Origin of the sequence: Thermomonas sp., assembly GCF_041905325.1 — a bacterium.
GTDB lineage: Bacteria > Pseudomonadota > Gammaproteobacteria > Xanthomonadales > Xanthomonadaceae > Thermomonas.
Window position 1 is genome coordinate 65,788 of sequence record NZ_JAYRLK010000009.1, and the last position, 15,145, is coordinate 80,932.

Here is a 15,145-nt window from a genome sequence, read left to right on the forward strand (position 1 = left end):
CGGCCGCCAGGGCCGGGCGCTCGTGGTGCCGCAAGAGGGGAGCGCGTGGGTTACTGGCCCACCCGCAGTTTGCCGCCCTTGCCCAGCCCGCCTTGCACTTCCTGTGGCCGGTAGTCGCGCATCGCACGCACCAAGTTGTTGTAGGCGTTGGCGAACGCCGCCGCCAGTGCCTTGCCTTCCGGGGTATTGCTGTAGCCGCCCAGCGCGCCGAAGCCGCCACTGCCGCCGCCGAAGCCGCCCAGGCCGAAGTCGGTCTTGGTGGCATTGCCCTGCGCCACGCCGATCTGCACGCCGGAGCGGTTGTCGATCATGGTCAGCATGGTTTCCGCTTTCTTGAATTTCAGGCCGCCGACGATGGCGCCGATCCCGCCCAGTCGGCCACCGAATGCACCCAGTGCCGCGCCGATGCCGCCGGCATTGCTTTGCGAGAAATTGATGCTGGGGTTCATGGTGTAGTCGGCCGCCACCATCTGGCCCTTGCCGAAGTTGCTGCCCTGGCGCATTTCGCCGCTGTCCATCAGCGCGCGCTCCTGCATCATGTTCTGCATTGCGCGGCCGCGCTCCACCACCACGAAGCAATTGGACTGCTGGATGATCATGCGGATCACCGGGATGGTGGACGGCAGGCGCAGGTCGGAGGTCAGGTAGCGATACCAATCGCCGTCCTGTTCTTCCACCACGGCAATGGTGCCCAGCGGCTCGTCGCAATGTTCGAGGTTGGCAGCAGTGCCTTGTGCGTTTGCGCCAGCGGCGGCACCCTGCGGGTCGTTCTGCTTTTTGTTCCACTGTGCCTGCGCCGGCGTGCTGAGGGCGGCCAGGGCAACGGCCAGTGCGGTGAGGGTGAGTGCGGTTTTCATCGGGGCCTCTGCGGGGTGAAGTGTGACGGCAATCAACTGTTGAGTGTAAACCGGCAGGCTCATGCGCTCCAAGCCGGCAGCTTGCGGCGCAGTGCCGGCATCCTGGGGGCGACATAGCCAGGCAGGCCATCCCCGACATACGGGGGGTAGGCTTCGCCGGCGATCAGCGGCGACAGATAGCGGCGCGCGGCGGTGGTGATGCCATGGCCGTCCTTGCGGATGAAGCCTTTGGGCATGGTTTTCTCGCGATTGGCAATGTGCGCCAGCGGGGCGATGTCGATGTGCCAGTGGTAGGGGGCATCGCCGTCGCGCACGATCACCGGCATCACTGCGTTCTGCCCCGCCAGGGCGCATTCCACGGCCGCGCGGCCCACCGCGACGGCGTGTTCAAGGTCGGTCTTGCTGGCCAGGTGCCGCGCCGAGCGTTGCAGGTAATCCGGCAGCGCCCAATGCACCTTGTAACCCAGCGTGTCCTTGACCCGTCCAGCCAGGTGCGAGGCCACGCCGCCCAGCTGGGTATGGCCGAAGCTGTCCTTGCCGCCGCCGGCGTCGGCCACGAAGCTGCCGTCGGCGCGGCGGATGCCTTCGCTGGCCACCACCACGCAGTAGCCAACGCGTTTCACCACGGCATCGACGCGGGCCATGAAATCGGCCTCGTCGAACACCCGCTCCGGGAACAGGATCAGGTGTGGCGCATCGTCACGGCCTGCGCCGGCCAGCCCGGCGGCCGCCGCCAGCCAGCCCGCATGGCGGCCCATCGCCTCGTAGACGAACACCTTGGTGGAGGTTTCCGCCATCGCCGCCACATCCAGAGCGCATTCGCGCACCGACACCGCGGTGTATTTGGCCGCCGAGCCGAAGCCCGGGCAGCAGTCGGTCACGGCCAGGTCGTTGTCCACCGTCTTCGGCACACCCACGCAGGTCAGCGGATAGCCGAACTCGGCCGCCAATTGCGAGACCTTCAGGGCGGTGTCGGCGGAATCGTTGCCGCCGTTGTAGAGGAACCAGCGCACGTCGTGGGCGCGGAACACGTCCAGCAGGCGCGCGTACCTGGCGCGGTCGTCGGCCAGTGATTTGAGCTTGAGCCTGCAGCTGCCGAACGCGCCGCCAGGGGTGTGGGCCAGGGCCTTCACGTCGGCGGTGGTGAGGCTGGAGGTGTCGAGCAAGTCCTCGCGCAGCGCTCCCAGAATGCCGTTGCGGGCGGCCAGCACCCGCACCTTCTTCGCCCGTGCCGCCTGCAGTACGGCGGCCGCGGTGGCGTTGATGACGGCGGTCACGCCGCCGCTCTGGGCGTACAGCAGGTTGCCTTCTGGCATGGCGAAATCCTCGGGATGGGCCCCTGAACCGGCGGCGAAATGCAGTAAGCTGGCCGGGTTTTGGCGCAAGACCGCAGTCTAGCGCCGTTCCGCGAGACAATTCACGAGACGAATCTGGAGTGAAAGCGATGCGATTGGTGCTGTTGGGCGCGCCGGGATCCGGCAAGGGGACGCAGGCGGCGCGGCTGAAGGATTTCCTGCAAGTGCCGCACATCTCCACCGGTGATTTGCTGCGCGCGGAAGTGGCCGCCGGCTCGCCGCTGGGCCTGCAAGCCAAGGAAGTGATGGCGCGCGGCGACTTGGTCAGCGATGAAATCCTGCTGGGGATGCTGAAGGATCGCTTCTCTCGCGAGGACACTCGCGCCGGCTTCATCCTCGACGGCTACCCGCGCAACCTGGCACAGGCCGCCGCGCTGGATGCCCTGCTGGCCTCGCTGGGCCAGAAGTTCGACGCCGCCGTGCAACTGGTGGTGGACAACGAGCAGATCATCGAACGCCTGGCCGGCCGCGCCAAGGCCGAGGGCCGCGCCGACGACACCCCCGAATCGGTGCGCCACCGCCTGAACGTGTACGACGAAAAGACCGCACCGGTCATCGACTATTACCGCCAGCACGGCCAGCTGACCACGGTGGACGGCGTGGGCGAACTGGAAGCCGTGTTCACCCGGATCGTGGAAGCGATCCAGGCGGGGCACGAGGTCGGTTGAACGCCGCCGCAGCATGCGATGAGCGGGTCGGCGCGGCACCGGCCCCGCAACCAAGCGAGTATCGGGGAGCGACTTGCGGGGCCGGTGCCGCGCCGACCTGCTCCCCTCCCGGAGCCAGTCAGATGAAACTCCATATCCTCGGCATCGCCGGCACCTTCATGGGCGGCGTGGCCGCGCTGGCGCGCGAACTTGGCCATGCCGTCGAAGGCAGCGACGCCAACATCTACCCGCCGATGTCCACCCAGTTGGAACAGTTGGGCATCGCGCTGCAGCAGGGTTACGCCGCCGGCAACATTGGCGCGGACTGCGATGAAATCATCGTCGGCAACGCGCTGTCGCGCGGCAACCCGGCGGTCGAGCACGTGCTGGATGCCGGGTTGAAGTACACCTCCGGAGCGCAATGGCTCAGCGAGCGCGTGTTGCCCGGTCGCGACACCCTGGCGGTGGCCGGCACCCACGGCAAGACCACCACGACGACGATCCTGGCCTACCTGCTGCAGACCGCGGGCCGCGCGCCCGGCTTCCTGATCGGCGGCGTCGCCGAGGACTTCGGCGTCTCGGCGCGGGTGGGTGCGGGCCGAGAGTTCGTGGTGGAGGCGGACGAATACGACACCGCCTTCTTCGACAAGCGCAGCAAGTTCGTCCACTACCGCCCGCTGGTCGCCATCCTCAACAACCTGGAATACGACCACGCCGACATCTTCCCGGACGTGGCCGCGATCCAGCGCCAGTTCCACCATCTGGTGCGTACCGTGCCCGGTCGCGGCCGGTTGATCGTCAACGGCCACGACGCGCGCCTGCGTGAAGTGCTGGCGATGGGCTGCTGGACGCCGGTGGAGCGGTTCGGGCTCTATGACGGTGCGTCCGATCCCGCATTCGAATGGAGCGCGCGCAAGCTCGCCGACGACGGTAGTCGCTTCGCGGTGCTCCGCGCTGGCATCGAACTTGGCATCGTCGACTGGCCGCTGCTGGGCGACCACAACGTGCTGAACGGCCTGGCCGCGCTGGCGGCTTGCGCGGCCGTGGGCGTGGACGTCGCGACGGTCATGCCGGCGCTGTCGGGCTTCCACAGCGTGAAGCGACGGCTGGAGGTGATTGGCGAACACGCTGGCGTCACCGTGTACGACGACTTCGCCCACCATCCCACCGCCATCGCGACCACGCTGTCCGGGCTACGGGCGAAGGTGGGCGATGCCCGCATCGTGGTGGCTATGGAGCCGCGCAGCAATTCGATGCGTCTGGGCGCGCACGCCGATGCGTTGGCGCCGTCGCTGGACCTGGCCGACGCGGTGGTGTTCCTCGCGCGGCCGGAGCTGCCCTGGGACGCCGGCAAGGTGATCGCGGCGCTGCGCGGCGAAGGCCATGCCGTGGCCGACGCAGAAGCGCTGCTGGCCGCGCTGGGCGGAATCGTGCGCGCTGGCGACCATGTGGTGTTCATGTCGAACGGCGGCTTCGACGGCGCGCCGCGCAGGTTTTTCGCGTCGCTCGTCAACGCATGATCGTGTAGAGGGCCTGCTCCGCGGTCTTTGCGCAGCAGCCGTCTGCAAAGGGCAGGGTCGCGTGCTCAACGCGGATGCGTTACCACGCGCAGCCGCGCATCCATCTTGCCCAGCGTTTGCAAGTCGGCCGGCAGCCTGTGTGCCGGCGGCTCCGGCTTCCACAGAGTCAATAGTCGCAGCCGGCGCTGCAGGCGCATGTTGTCGTAGCGTGCCACCCACAGCGGGCTGCCATCCTGCAGTCGCACTGGTGCCGGCCACACGCGCAGCACTTCGATATGGCGCGCGTCGGCGCGGTCGATGCGGCGCAACAACAGGCGTTCGGGATGCGCGTTCAAGGCCAGTGGCAGCACCGGACGCTCGGCGGGTGGCAGGCTGTCATCCAGCAACCGCAGCACGGCCAGCCAGTCGGCCGCCGGTTGCGCCTTCCAGCCTTGCCGTTGCAGATCCTGGTGCAGCAAAGCCGCATCACCGGCAATCTCCAGGTCGAAGCGATGGCCTGCATCGCGCAGGCCCTGTGCCTGCCATTGCGGGAAGGACACTGCTTCGGCCGGTGGCGGTGGCTCGAATTGCGCCAGGATCTGCGGCGCATTGCGTGGTGCATACCAGCCTGCGGCCAGCAGGAAACTGCCGTAGAACGCCCAAGCCAGCGGGCGCATCCAGTGGGCGCGATCGTTGTGGCGGCGATACGCGATGCCGATCAGCAGCACCCATAACGCGCCCAGCAGCACGCCACCGAGGATGTCGGACAACCAATGCGCGCCCAGGTACAGGCGCGCGAAACCCACCAGTGCGGTGGCCACGCCGGTGACCAGATAGGGCCAGACGCGTTTGCGGCCCGGCAGTTCGCGGGCGATCAGCACCGCGAAGAAACCGAACACCACCGTGGTCATGGTGACGGCGATCGAGGGAAAGCCGAAGCCGGCCGTCGCCGTAGGGGGGCGCGGCATGTCGATCACCGCATCCAGTGCTTCGGTCAGCGCCAACCCGATGGCAATTGCCGCCACCCAATGGATCGCCGCCTTCCAGCGCCGGCGCCACAGCAGCCACGCCAACGCCCCCAGCGCCGCCAGCCCCAACACCGGCGCACTGCCGATCGCCGCCAGCGTGGCCATCGCGCGGTCGGCCAACGGGTTGCGCAGGGAAAACATCAGCGCATACACGTCGTGGTCCAGCAGCAGCGGGCCGCCCTTCGCCAGCAGGGTCACGCTGAACCAGGTCCACAGCCAGGCCACACCGAACAGGCACACCGCCAGCAACAGCAGGGGAGCGGTTTCCGGGCGGCGGCGATCGACCAGTGCACCCACATGGCGGCCCAGCACCGGGTGGGCATGCACCCAACGCAGCAGCCGCGCCAGCAGGCTGTCGGCATTCAGGGCAAACCAGCGCCAGGTGTAGAGCACCACCGCCCAGGCCAGCCCCAGTGCCGCCAGCAGGCCCAGCAGCACCAGCGCCAGTTTGTCGGCCACCGCGGCCACCGCGTCGTAGGCTTGGCCCAGCACCCAGCCCGGCAGCAGGAACAACACCGCCCACGACAGGCAGGCGAGCCCGCTGGTGCGCAGGTAGCGCAGCACGGGCATCTTCGCCATGCCGGCGATGGCGGGCACGAACGGGCGTACCGCGCCGACATAGCGCGCAATCAGGAGGCCCTTGATAGCATTGCGCCGGAACAGCGCCTCGCCGCGCTCCAGCAGCGCCGGATACCTCCGGAACGGCCACACCCCGCGCAGCCGTTCGCCGTAGCGCCAGCCAATCCAGAAGCTGAGACCGTCGCCGGCCAGCGCGCCCAGTGCTGCGCAGGCCACCGCATAGGGGCCGGAAATCGAGCCCATGCCGATCAGGATGCCGATGGCGATCATCAACGGCAGCGCCGGCACGATCGCGCCCAGCACGATCACGGCATCGCAGAACGCGATCAGGAAGACCAGCAGCCCCGCCGCTTGCGGGTGCGCGCCGATCCAGGCAACGGTGTTGTCGAACCAGGCGCCATGCATGGGCGGATTATAGGTGGCGGGGCTACACTTTCCTTGAACGAATCAGGTGGCATTCCCATGACGACCCTTTCCGGCAAGACCCTGTTCATCACCGGCGCCTCGCGCGGCATCGGCCTGGCCATCGCGCTGCGCGCCGCCCGCGACGGCGCCAACGTCGCCATCGCCGCCAAGTCGGACGTGCCCAATCCCAAGCTGCCCGGCACCATCCACAGCGCCGCGCGCGCCGTCGAGGAGGCGGGCGGTCGCGCGCTGGCGCTGAAGTGCGACATCCGCGAGGAAGACGAGGTGCGTGCGGCGGTCGCCGCGACCGTCGATGCCTTCGGCGGCATCGATATCCTGGTCAACAACGCCAGCGCGATCTGGCTGCGCGGCACGCTGGACACGCCGATGAAGCGCTTCGACCTGATGCAGCAGGTCAACAGCCGCGGCAGCTTCCTGTGCGCGCAGGCCTGCCTGCCGCATCTGCTCGACGCGCCGAACCCGCACATCCTCACCCTGTGCCCGCCGCCCTCGCTGGACCCGAAGTGGTGGGGGCCGCATACCGCCTACACGCTGGCGAAGATGGGCATGAGCTTCGTGACGCTGGGCCTGGCCGCCGAGTTCGGGCCGCGCGGCGTGGCGGTGAACGCGCTGTGGCCGCGCACGCTGATCGCCACCGATGCGTTGAACATGATCCCGGGCGTCGCCGCCGGCAACGGCCGCAAGCCCGAGATCATGGGCGATGCCGCGCACGCCGTGCTGACCCGCGAAGCCGCCGGTTTTTCCGGCAACTTCCTGATCGATGATGATGTGCTGCGCGAGGCCGGCATGGGTGACATGTCCGGCTACGCGCAGGACCCGTCGATGCCGCTGCTGCCGGATCTCTACATCGATCCCTGAACCGGCCTTCGTGGGATCATCTTGCGATCCCCCCGAACGGAATCCCGCCATGAAATACCTGCACACGATGGTGCGCGTGCGCGATGTCGATGCGTCGCTGCGCTTCTACTGCGAAGGCCTGGGCCTGCGCGAAACCCGGCGCATGGAAAACGCAGCGGGCCGCTTCACCCTGATCTTCCTCGCCGCCGACGAAACCCCGGACGCGGAGATCGAGCTGACCTACAACTGGGATGCAGACGAGGACTACGGTAGCGCCCGCAACTTCGGCCACCTCGCGTTCCGCGTTGCCGACATTCATGCCACCTGCCAGCACCTGCTGGACATGGGTTACACCATCAATCGCCCGCCACGCGACGGCCACATGGCGTTCGTGCGCTCGCCGGACCTGATCTCGGTGGAGCTGCTGCAGGACGGCCACCTGCCGCCGCAGGAGCCGTGGGTATCGATGCCGAACACGGGAGTCTGGTGAGATGGCCCGCGACGCGAGCGTGGAGGAGCTGCTGGCGCTTGGGCGCGACGTGCTGCTGCCGGTATACCGCCAGCGCGAGCTGATCCTGCAGCGCGGGCAGGGCGCGCGTGTCTGGGACAGCGAGGGTCGCGAGTACGTGGACTTCGGCGCCGGCATCGCAGTGTGCAGCCTCGGCCACTGCAACCCGGAGCTGACCGCCGCGCTGGTGGAACAGGCGGGCAGGCTCTGGCATACCAGCAACGTGTTCTACAGCGAGCCGCCGCTGCGGCTGGCGCAGGAACTGGTGGCGGCCTCGCGCTTCGCCGAGCGCGCCTTCCTGTGCAATTCCGGTGCCGAGGCCAACGAGGCGGCGATCAAGCTGGCGCGCAAATGGGCCGCATCGCATGGGCGCGCGCCCGACCGCCGCGTCATCGTGACCTGCAAGGGCAGCTTCCACGGCCGCACGCTGGCGACCGTCACCGCCACTGCGCAGCCCAAGTATCAGGAAGGTTACGAGCCGTTGCCCGGTGGTTTCCGCTACGTCGATTTCAACGACATCGGCCAGCTGGAAGCGGCGATGGCCGGAGGTGATGTGGCGGCCGTGATGCTGGAGCCGGTGCAGGGCGAAGGCGGGGTGATGCCGGCCGCGCCGGGCTACCTGCAGGCGGTGCGCGCGCTCTGCGACCGCTTCGATGCGCTGCTGGTGCTGGACGAGATCCAGTGCGGCATGGGCCGCACCGGGGCGCTGTTCGCGCACTGGGAGGACGGCGTGGTGCCCGACATCGTGACGCTGGCCAAGGCCCTGGGCGGCGGCTTCCCGATCGGCGCGCTGCTGGCCGCTCTCAAGGTCGCGCAGGCGATGCAGTTCGGCGCCCACGGCACCACCTTCGGTGGCAACCCGCTGGCATCGGCGGTGGCGCGCGTTGCACTGTGCCGGCTGGGATCCGCCGAGATCGCCGCCAACGTGGCGAAGCAGTCGCAGGCGATTCGTGATGGTGTGGCAGCCATCAACCGCGACCTCGATCTGTTCACCGAAGTGCGCGGGCGTGGCCTGATGCTGGGCGCGGTGCTGAAGCCGGAGCATGCGGGCAAGGCCGGCGTGATCGGCGACCTTGCCGCGGAGCACGGTCTGCTACTGCTGCAGGCTGGCCCGGACGTACTGCGCTTCGTGCCGGCGCTCAACATCGATGATGCCGATGTGGCGGACGGGCTGCTGCGGCTGCGGAAGGCGTTGGCGGCGTTCGTGGGCGCCTGAGCGGCTTGCGTCGTATTCCGGTTCTCGGCATGCTCCAACCCTCGTCGCAGGGGATGCCGGGGAATGGATTACTTCGAGGGGTTGCCAGCCTTTGTCCGCTATTTCGGCATGGGCTTGGGCTTCGTGGCGTTGTTCCTGCTCGGGTTCTTGCATCTCACTCCACATCGCGAGCTGCAGTTGATCCGTCAGGGCAATCTGGCCGCCAGCACGGCGCTGGCCGGGGCGCTGGTTGGGTTTTGCCTGCCACTGGCGGCGGCCATCGCCCACAGTGTCAGCACTCTTGATCTCGCGGCATGGGGTTTGGTGGCGTTGGTGGCCCAGTTCGCTGCGCATGCGCTGGTCCGTCTGCTGCTTCCGGGATTCCCGGCTCGGATCGAACGTGGTGAGCAATCGGCCGCCGTGATGTCGGCCTCGCTGCACCTTGGCGTGGGCCTGCTCAATGCCGCGGCGATGGCGTACTAATGAGCCGCAAGTCGAAGCGCCATCATCGCGAGCCGATGTTTTCCTTGAAGGATGAGGAGCGTCGGCGTTCTTTCGAGGTGCCGCTGTTGTGGCTTGGCGTCGCCGCGTTCGTTGGGTTTCCCGTGCTGCGGGACGCTACGAGCGACAAGATGCAGCGCAATCGCTATGGCGCCGACCGCTATAGCTGCGAATGCGATTATGGCGCAGAGCGTTGCAGCTATCAGGACGGCAACTGGGTAGGTCCTTGGTACGCGGTGGATGCCGCCGACCGGAAGCCTGACGATCCGGGGCGCGGCGTGTGTCGGGAGCGCGGCAGCAGCCACGGTTCGCACTTTTACGGATATTCGGGCTCGTCTTCGGCGCAGAAGGATTCCTACCGCGGCCCAAGCGCCGTCGAGGCAGGCTATCGAGGCGGGTTCGGTGGCACCGGACGCATCCGCGCGGCAGGATCCTGATGCGACGCGATCAAGTACCGGCCCGAAGCGACTGGCGCGCTCGTGTGGAAGCCCTTGGCTTCGATTTCCATACACTGGAGGGTGCCTACTGGGTCGAGGACGGCTGCTACCGTTTCGAACAGCACGAGATCGACCTGCTGGAAGCCGTGGGCGATGAGTTGCACGCGATGTGTTTGGACGCGGTGGCGGATGTCGTGCGTGGTGGCGATTTCGAGTGGCTGGGGCTCGATGGCGTGGCCGCCGGCCTGATTGAGCGTTCTTGGCGTGCGGGTGAGTGCGCCTTGTATGGACGGATGGATATCGCCTGGAGTGGCGTGGGCTCCCCGAAGCTTCTCGAGTACAACGCTGATACGCCCACGGCTCTGTTCGAAGCGTCGGTCGTGCAGTGGCACTGGCTGGAGGACACGTTCGCTGGTCGCGACCAATTCAACCTGCTCCACGAGGCGCTCATCCAGCGATGGCGGGAACTGATGCCCGAGGGCGCAACGGTTCACTTTGCGGGCTGTCTGCAGGTCGTCGAGGATCACGTCACTACGGATTACCTTCGGGAAACCTGTGCCCAGGCCGGATTTAGGACGAAGTTGCTGGACATGTCGGACATCGGCTGGAAGGACGGCCGGTATGTCGATCTCCAGGATGACGCGATTGCGACGATATTCAAGCTGTATCCGTGGGAGTGGATGCTGGACGAACCGTTCGCAATTCACCTGGCCAAAGCCGAATCCCGCTGGATCGAGCCTGCCTGGAAACAGGTGTTGTCCAACAAGTCCTTGCTGCCTCTGTTGTGGGAGCGGCATCGCGGGCATCCGAATCTGCTGCCGGCCTCGCATGATCCTCGCGACATCGAAGGGGCGGTCGTCGCCAAGCCGCGCTTCGGGCGTGAGGGAGAAGGCGTGTGCATCCATGATCGTGGCACGGACTTCGCGAATGCTGGGGTGATTTACCAGGCACATGCGCCCTTGTACCGAAGCGATTTCGGCTACGGGTTGATCGGACTTTGGGTTGTGGGTGACGACGCAGTGGGTTTGGGCATGCGCGAGGACGTCTCGCCCGTTACCGGCAATGCGAGTCGTTTCGTGCCGCATTGCTTCGGTTAGCGTCAGCCCAGCGCTTGCGCGAAGTCGGCGACCAGGTCGTCGCAGTCTTCCAGACCCACCGACACCCGCAGCAGGTTCTGCGGCGAGCGCGGGTTCGGGCCTTCCACCGAGGCGCGGTGTTCGACCAGCGATTCGCAGCCGCCCAGCGAGGTGGCGTTGGTGAAGATGCGCAGCTTGCCGGCCACGGCCAGCGCGGCCTCTCGCCCGCCGTGCAGTTCGACGCTCAACATCGCGCCGAAGTCGCGCATCTGCTGCGCGGCAATGGCATGACCTGGATGGGCCGGCAGTCCAGGCCAATTCACCCGCTCCACCGCCGGATGCGCGGCAAGGAACTCCGCGAGTTTGCGCGCGTTCGCGCAATGCATCGCCATCCGCGCCCCCAGCGAGCGGCAGCCGCGCAGGGTGAGCCAGGCGCTGAACGGCGCCAGCACCGCGCCGGTGACATGCAGGCGGTGCGCAACCTGCTTCGCGAAGGCGTCGTCGCGGGCGAACACGAGTGCACCGCCCAGCACGTCGCTGTGGCCGCCGAAATACTTGGTGGTCGAATGCATCACGATGTCCGCGCCCAGCGCCAGCGGGCGTTGCAGCAGCGGCGTGGCGAAGGTGTTGTCGGCGACCACCAGCGCGCCCGCCGCGTGGCCGAGCTGCGCCAGTGCGGCGATGTCGCTGATCTTCAGCAGCGGATTCGATGGTGTTTCGATCCACAGCAGCGCCAGCGGCGTCGTGCAGGCCGTCCGCACGGCATCGAGATCGGCCATGTCCACCGTTTCCACGACGAGGCCGCGCTCCGGCAGGAATTCGCCGAACAGCATGCGCAGGCCGCTGTAGCAGTCGTCCGGGAACAGCACGCGGCTGCCGGCCGGCAGCGATTCCAGCAGGGTGGTCATCGCCGCCATGCCCGACGCGAAGGTCAGCGCGGTCGCGCCGCCTTCCAGCGCGACCAGCGCTTCGCGCAGGCGGTCGTTGGTGGGGTTGCCCTCGCGCTGGTACTCGTAGCCGGCGATGCGCTCGCCAGCGGGACCATGGTGGAAGGTGGTGGCCAGGTGGATCGGCGGCGCCACCGCGCCGGTGGCGGGGTCGGCATGGTTGCCGGCGTGGACGGCGAGGGTGCAGGGGCGGTGCGTGGTCATCGCGAGCCTCAATCGTGTGGGGGCAGGGCTTCGCCGCATTTGCGGCAGAACCAGGCGTCGTCATCGTGTTCGCCCAGGCTGCACTGCGGGCAGCGCAGTTGCACGCGGCCGCGCGAACGCATGGTGCGCGCCAGCTCGGCGGTATAGATGCCGGTGGGCACCACGATGATGCTGTAGCCGATGATGATCAGCGTCGAGGTGAGCAGGCGCCCCAGCCCGGTGGCGGGCGACAGGTCGCCGTAGCCCACCGTTGCCATCGTCACCACCGCCCAGTACATGCCGGTGGGGATGCTGACGAACCCGTGTTCCGGGCCCTCGACCACGTACATCAGCGCGCCGAAGATCACCGCGATGGTCAGCAGGGTCAGCACGAAGATCAGGATCTTGCGCCGGCTGCGGATCAGCGCGTAGGTGAGCATGCCAGCTTCGTCGGAATACTTGACCAGCTTGAGCACGCGGAAGATGCGCAGCAGCCGCAGGATGCGGATCACCGTCAGCGAGGCGCTGGCGGGGAACAGCAGGGACAGGAAGGTCGGCAGGATCGCCAGCAGGTCGACGATGCCGAGGAAGCTGCGCGCATAGCGCAGCGGCTCGCGCAGTACCCATATCCGTGCCGCGTACTCCAGCGCGAACAGCAGGGTGAACACCCACTCGGCGACGTACAGCGGGAAGTGCCAGCGCGCCTTGACTTCCGGGTCGCTGTCCAGCAGCACCACCAGCACGCTGGCCAGGATCACCCCGATCAGCGCCAGGTCGAAATTGCGCTCGCCGCGGCTTTCGTGGTGGAACATCAGCCGGTACAGCCGGAAGCGCCATCCTTCGCGGCTGGCAGGCTGGTGGATGGGGGCGAAGAAATCGCCCCCACCCGTACCCGTCTGCGGCTTGTCGTCCACGGGCGGGTCAGATCGCGGCGAAGGCGGCGCGCGCCGCCTCGAGGGTGGTTTCGATCACCGCATCGTCGTGCGCGCCGGACAGGAAGCCCGCCTCGAATGCCGACGGCGCCAGGTACACCCCGCGCTCGCGCATAGCGTGGAAGAAGCGGTTGAACGCGGCGCTGTCGCAGGCCATCGCCTGTGCAAAGGTGTCCACCTTTTCCGCGCTGAAGAACAGGCCGAACATGCCGCCCACGCGCTGGGTGGTGAAGGCGACGCCGGCAGCACGCGCGGCGGCTTCCAGTCCGTCGCACAGCGCGTTCGTCTTCGCTTCCAGCGCATCGTGGAAGCCCGGCGCCTGCACCAGCTCCAGCATCGCCAGGCCTGCCGCCATCGCCACCGGATTGCCGCTCAGCGTGCCGGCCTGGTAGATCGGGCCGGCCGGTGCGATTTGCTGCATCAGTTCGCGGCGACCGCCATAGGCGCCCACCGGCATGCCGCCGCCGATCACCTTGCCGAAGGTGGAAAGATCCGGCGTCACCCCGTAGCGCGCCTGCGCGCCGCCCAGCGCGACGCGGAAGCCGGTCATCACCTCGTCGAAGATCAGCAGCGCGCCGTGCCGCGTGCACAGGGCGCGCAGGTGCTGCAGGTAGCCGTCGCGCGGCGGCAGGCAATTGGCGTTGCCGACCACCGGCTCGATGATGAGCGCGGCGATGTCGCCGCCGCATTCGGCGAACAGGCGCGTTGCCGCGTCGAAATCGTTGTATGGCAGGGTCAGGGTGAGGTCGGCTAGGGCCTTGGGAACGCCCGGTGAAGTAGGCACGCCGAAGGTCAGCGCCCCGCTGCCGGCCTTGACCAGGAACGAGTCGCCGTGACCGTGGTAGCAGCCCTCGAACTTGACGATGCGGTTGCGCCCGGTGGCGCCGCGCGCCAGCCGGATCGCCGACAGCGTGGCCTCGGTGCCGGAGTTCACCATGCGCACCATCTCGCAGCTGGGGATCAGCCGGGCGATGGTCTCCGCCATCGTCACTTCCAGCGGGTTGGGCGTGCCGAAGCTGAGGCCGTTGCGGGCGGTTTCGATCACCGCATCCAGCACCTTCGGATGGTTGTGGCCGACGATCATCGGCCCCCATGAACCCACGTAGTCGATGTAGCGGTTGCCATCGACATCGAACAGGTACGGGCCGTCCGCGCGCTGCACGAAGAACGGCTCGCCGCCCACGGACTTGAACGCGCGCACGGGGGAGTTGACGCCACCCGGCATCAGGTCCTGGGCGCGGTGGAAGAGGGTGGTGGAGCCTGAAGTCTGGAGTGTCATGGGGGAGTGGGGCGTGGAATGTATGGGAGGCGGATTGCGCGGTACTTATTTCGTGGCTGGAATGCCGGGGCCGAAGATCAGCTGCGCGCCATCCTGCAGCTTGAGCTTCTCGGCTTGGCCGGCATTGAGTTCGAGCACGTAGCGGGCCGGTGCACTGCTGGGATAGGGCGGGCAACCGTCGCCCAGCGAGCAGGGCGGGACGTCGCGCTGCTGGGATACCAGCTTGCGTTCATCGTCGAAATACAGGATGTCCAGCGGGATCTTGGTGTTCTTCATCCAATACGCCTGCGGTGCCTGCACGTCGTGGATGAACAGCATGCCGTGGGTTTCCTCCATCGCATCGCGGAACATCAGTCCGCGCGCGCGGGCGGCGTCGTCCTGCGCCAGTTCCACGGAATAGCGCTGACCGGAGAGTTCGACCCACGGCTGGCTGGCGCCAGCGCAGCCGGAGATCAGCATGGCAATGAAGGGCAGCAAGGCAAAGCGACGCATGACGGCTCCGGAAGGTGTTTGAATCAGGAACCGCGCACCTTGCGCGCGATGCCTGCAATTCGTCAACACGTCAAGACTTCCCAAGTGCCAGGAATGCGCGCAAGATTCGCACCCTTCCCGGCGGCACCAGCATGGCGGTGTCGGGAAGATGGCAGGAAAGGCGACAGATTGGGCGTTGACAGACGTCGAAACTGCGCTAGGATAGCCGGCTCACTCGGAACGCTTCTGCGGATCGGGTGAGAAGAAAAAAGTTCACGGCAGGGTGTTGACAGCAATGCAAACCCCTGTATGATGGGCGGCTCACTCGGACGCTACGGCGTCGAGGGGCAAGAAGGGAAGGCGCTGAGGCCTGACCTTGAGATCTTTG

15 protein-coding genes are annotated in these 15,145 nt (G+C 67.4%); 8 read left to right on the top strand and 7 right to left on the bottom strand.

Translation table 11 applies throughout. The features are described 5' to 3' along the window. Window positions 1–50: 50 nt before the first annotated feature. The gene (locus ACE3OK_RS10445) at window positions 51–857 is read right to left on the bottom strand and encodes a CsgG/HfaB family protein (protein WP_374249479.1); all 807 of its coding nucleotides are present in this window, start codon (window positions 855–857) and stop codon (window positions 51–53) included. Window positions 858–916: 59 nt separating this feature from the next. After that, window positions 917–2,173, bottom strand: coding sequence for a 6-phosphofructokinase (locus ACE3OK_RS10450; protein ID WP_374249480.1), 1,257 nt, complete (start codon window positions 2,171–2,173; stop codon window positions 917–919). Between the two features lie 128 nt (window positions 2,174–2,301). Here ACE3OK_RS10450 and ACE3OK_RS10455 point away from each other — a divergent pair, with 128 nt between their 5' ends. Both ACE3OK_RS10455 and mpl read left to right on the top strand, forming a co-directional pair. Then, window positions 2,302–2,880 (top strand): adenylate kinase, encoded by a 579-nt coding sequence (locus ACE3OK_RS10455; RefSeq protein WP_374249481.1) that lies wholly within the window; start codon window positions 2,302–2,304, stop codon window positions 2,878–2,880. Window positions 2,881–3,002: 122 nt separating this feature from the next. After that, on the top strand, window positions 3,003–4,379 hold the full coding sequence (gene mpl, locus ACE3OK_RS10460) for a UDP-N-acetylmuramate:L-alanyl-gamma-D-glutamyl-meso-diaminopimelate ligase (RefSeq protein WP_374249482.1): 1,377 nt from the start codon (window positions 3,003–3,005) through the stop codon (window positions 4,377–4,379). 65 nt (window positions 4,380–4,444) lie between these two features. On the opposite strand, the gene ACE3OK_RS10465 is transcribed toward mpl, so the two are convergent. Beyond that, complete coding sequence (locus ACE3OK_RS10465) at window positions 4,445–6,370, bottom strand: VTT domain-containing protein (RefSeq protein ID WP_374249483.1); 1,926 nt, start codon at window positions 6,368–6,370, stop codon at window positions 4,445–4,447. 57 nt (window positions 6,371–6,427) lie between these two features. On the opposite strand from ACE3OK_RS10465, the gene ACE3OK_RS10470 reads away from it, so the two are divergent. From ACE3OK_RS10470 to ACE3OK_RS10495, 6 genes are all read left to right on the top strand, one after another. Beyond that, window positions 6,428–7,249: an SDR family oxidoreductase gene (locus ACE3OK_RS10470; RefSeq protein ID WP_374249484.1), complete on the top strand. Its 822-nt coding sequence runs from the start codon at window positions 6,428–6,430 to the stop codon at window positions 7,247–7,249. 49 nt (window positions 7,250–7,298) lie between these two features. Further along, window positions 7,299–7,718 (top strand): VOC family protein, encoded by a 420-nt coding sequence (locus ACE3OK_RS10475; protein ID WP_374249485.1) that lies wholly within the window; start codon window positions 7,299–7,301, stop codon window positions 7,716–7,718. Window position 7,719: 1 nt separating this feature from the next. Continuing rightward, entirely contained in the window at window positions 7,720–8,952 is a 1,233-nt protein-coding gene (locus ACE3OK_RS10480; RefSeq protein WP_374249486.1) for an acetylornithine transaminase, read from the top strand. A 63-nt stretch (window positions 8,953–9,015) separates the two neighbouring features. Further along, window positions 9,016–9,414 (top strand): DUF350 domain-containing protein, encoded by a 399-nt coding sequence (locus ACE3OK_RS10485; RefSeq protein WP_374249487.1) that lies wholly within the window; start codon window positions 9,016–9,018, stop codon window positions 9,412–9,414. Further along, window positions 9,414–9,869 (top strand): hypothetical protein, encoded by a 456-nt coding sequence (locus tag ACE3OK_RS10490; protein WP_374249488.1) that lies wholly within the window; start codon window positions 9,414–9,416, stop codon window positions 9,867–9,869. The genes ACE3OK_RS10485 and ACE3OK_RS10490 overlap by 1 nt, the downstream gene beginning before the upstream one ends. Next, window positions 9,869–10,966 (top strand): glutathionylspermidine synthase family protein, encoded by a 1,098-nt coding sequence (locus ACE3OK_RS10495; RefSeq protein WP_374249489.1) that lies wholly within the window; start codon window positions 9,869–9,871, stop codon window positions 10,964–10,966. The genes ACE3OK_RS10490 and ACE3OK_RS10495 overlap by 1 nt, the downstream gene beginning before the upstream one ends. 2 nt (window positions 10,967–10,968) lie before the next feature. Here the strand turns inward: ACE3OK_RS10495 and ACE3OK_RS10500 are convergent, their stop codons facing one another. From ACE3OK_RS10500 to ACE3OK_RS10515, 4 genes are read right to left on the bottom strand one after another with little or no spacing between them, the layout of a single operon-like run. Further along, the gene (locus ACE3OK_RS10500; RefSeq protein WP_374249490.1) at window positions 10,969–12,096 is read right to left on the bottom strand and encodes a PLP-dependent aspartate aminotransferase family protein; all 1,128 of its coding nucleotides are present in this window, start codon (window positions 12,094–12,096) and stop codon (window positions 10,969–10,971) included. A gap of 8 nt (window positions 12,097–12,104) precedes the next feature. Continuing rightward, a complete protein-coding gene (locus ACE3OK_RS10505; protein ID WP_374249491.1) occupies window positions 12,105–12,989 on the bottom strand; it encodes an ion transporter in 885 nt (294 codons plus the stop codon). A gap of 7 nt (window positions 12,990–12,996) precedes the next feature. Further along, window positions 12,997–14,286 carry a glutamate-1-semialdehyde 2,1-aminomutase gene (gene hemL / locus ACE3OK_RS10510; protein WP_374249492.1) on the bottom strand — a complete coding sequence of 430 codons (1,290 nt, stop codon included), beginning with the start codon at window positions 14,284–14,286 and terminating at the stop codon, window positions 12,997–12,999. A gap of 45 nt (window positions 14,287–14,331) precedes the next feature. Next, on the bottom strand, window positions 14,332–14,778 hold the full coding sequence (locus ACE3OK_RS10515) for a DUF192 domain-containing protein (protein WP_374249493.1): 447 nt from the start codon (window positions 14,776–14,778) through the stop codon (window positions 14,332–14,334). Window positions 14,779–15,145 lie beyond the last annotated feature (367 nt).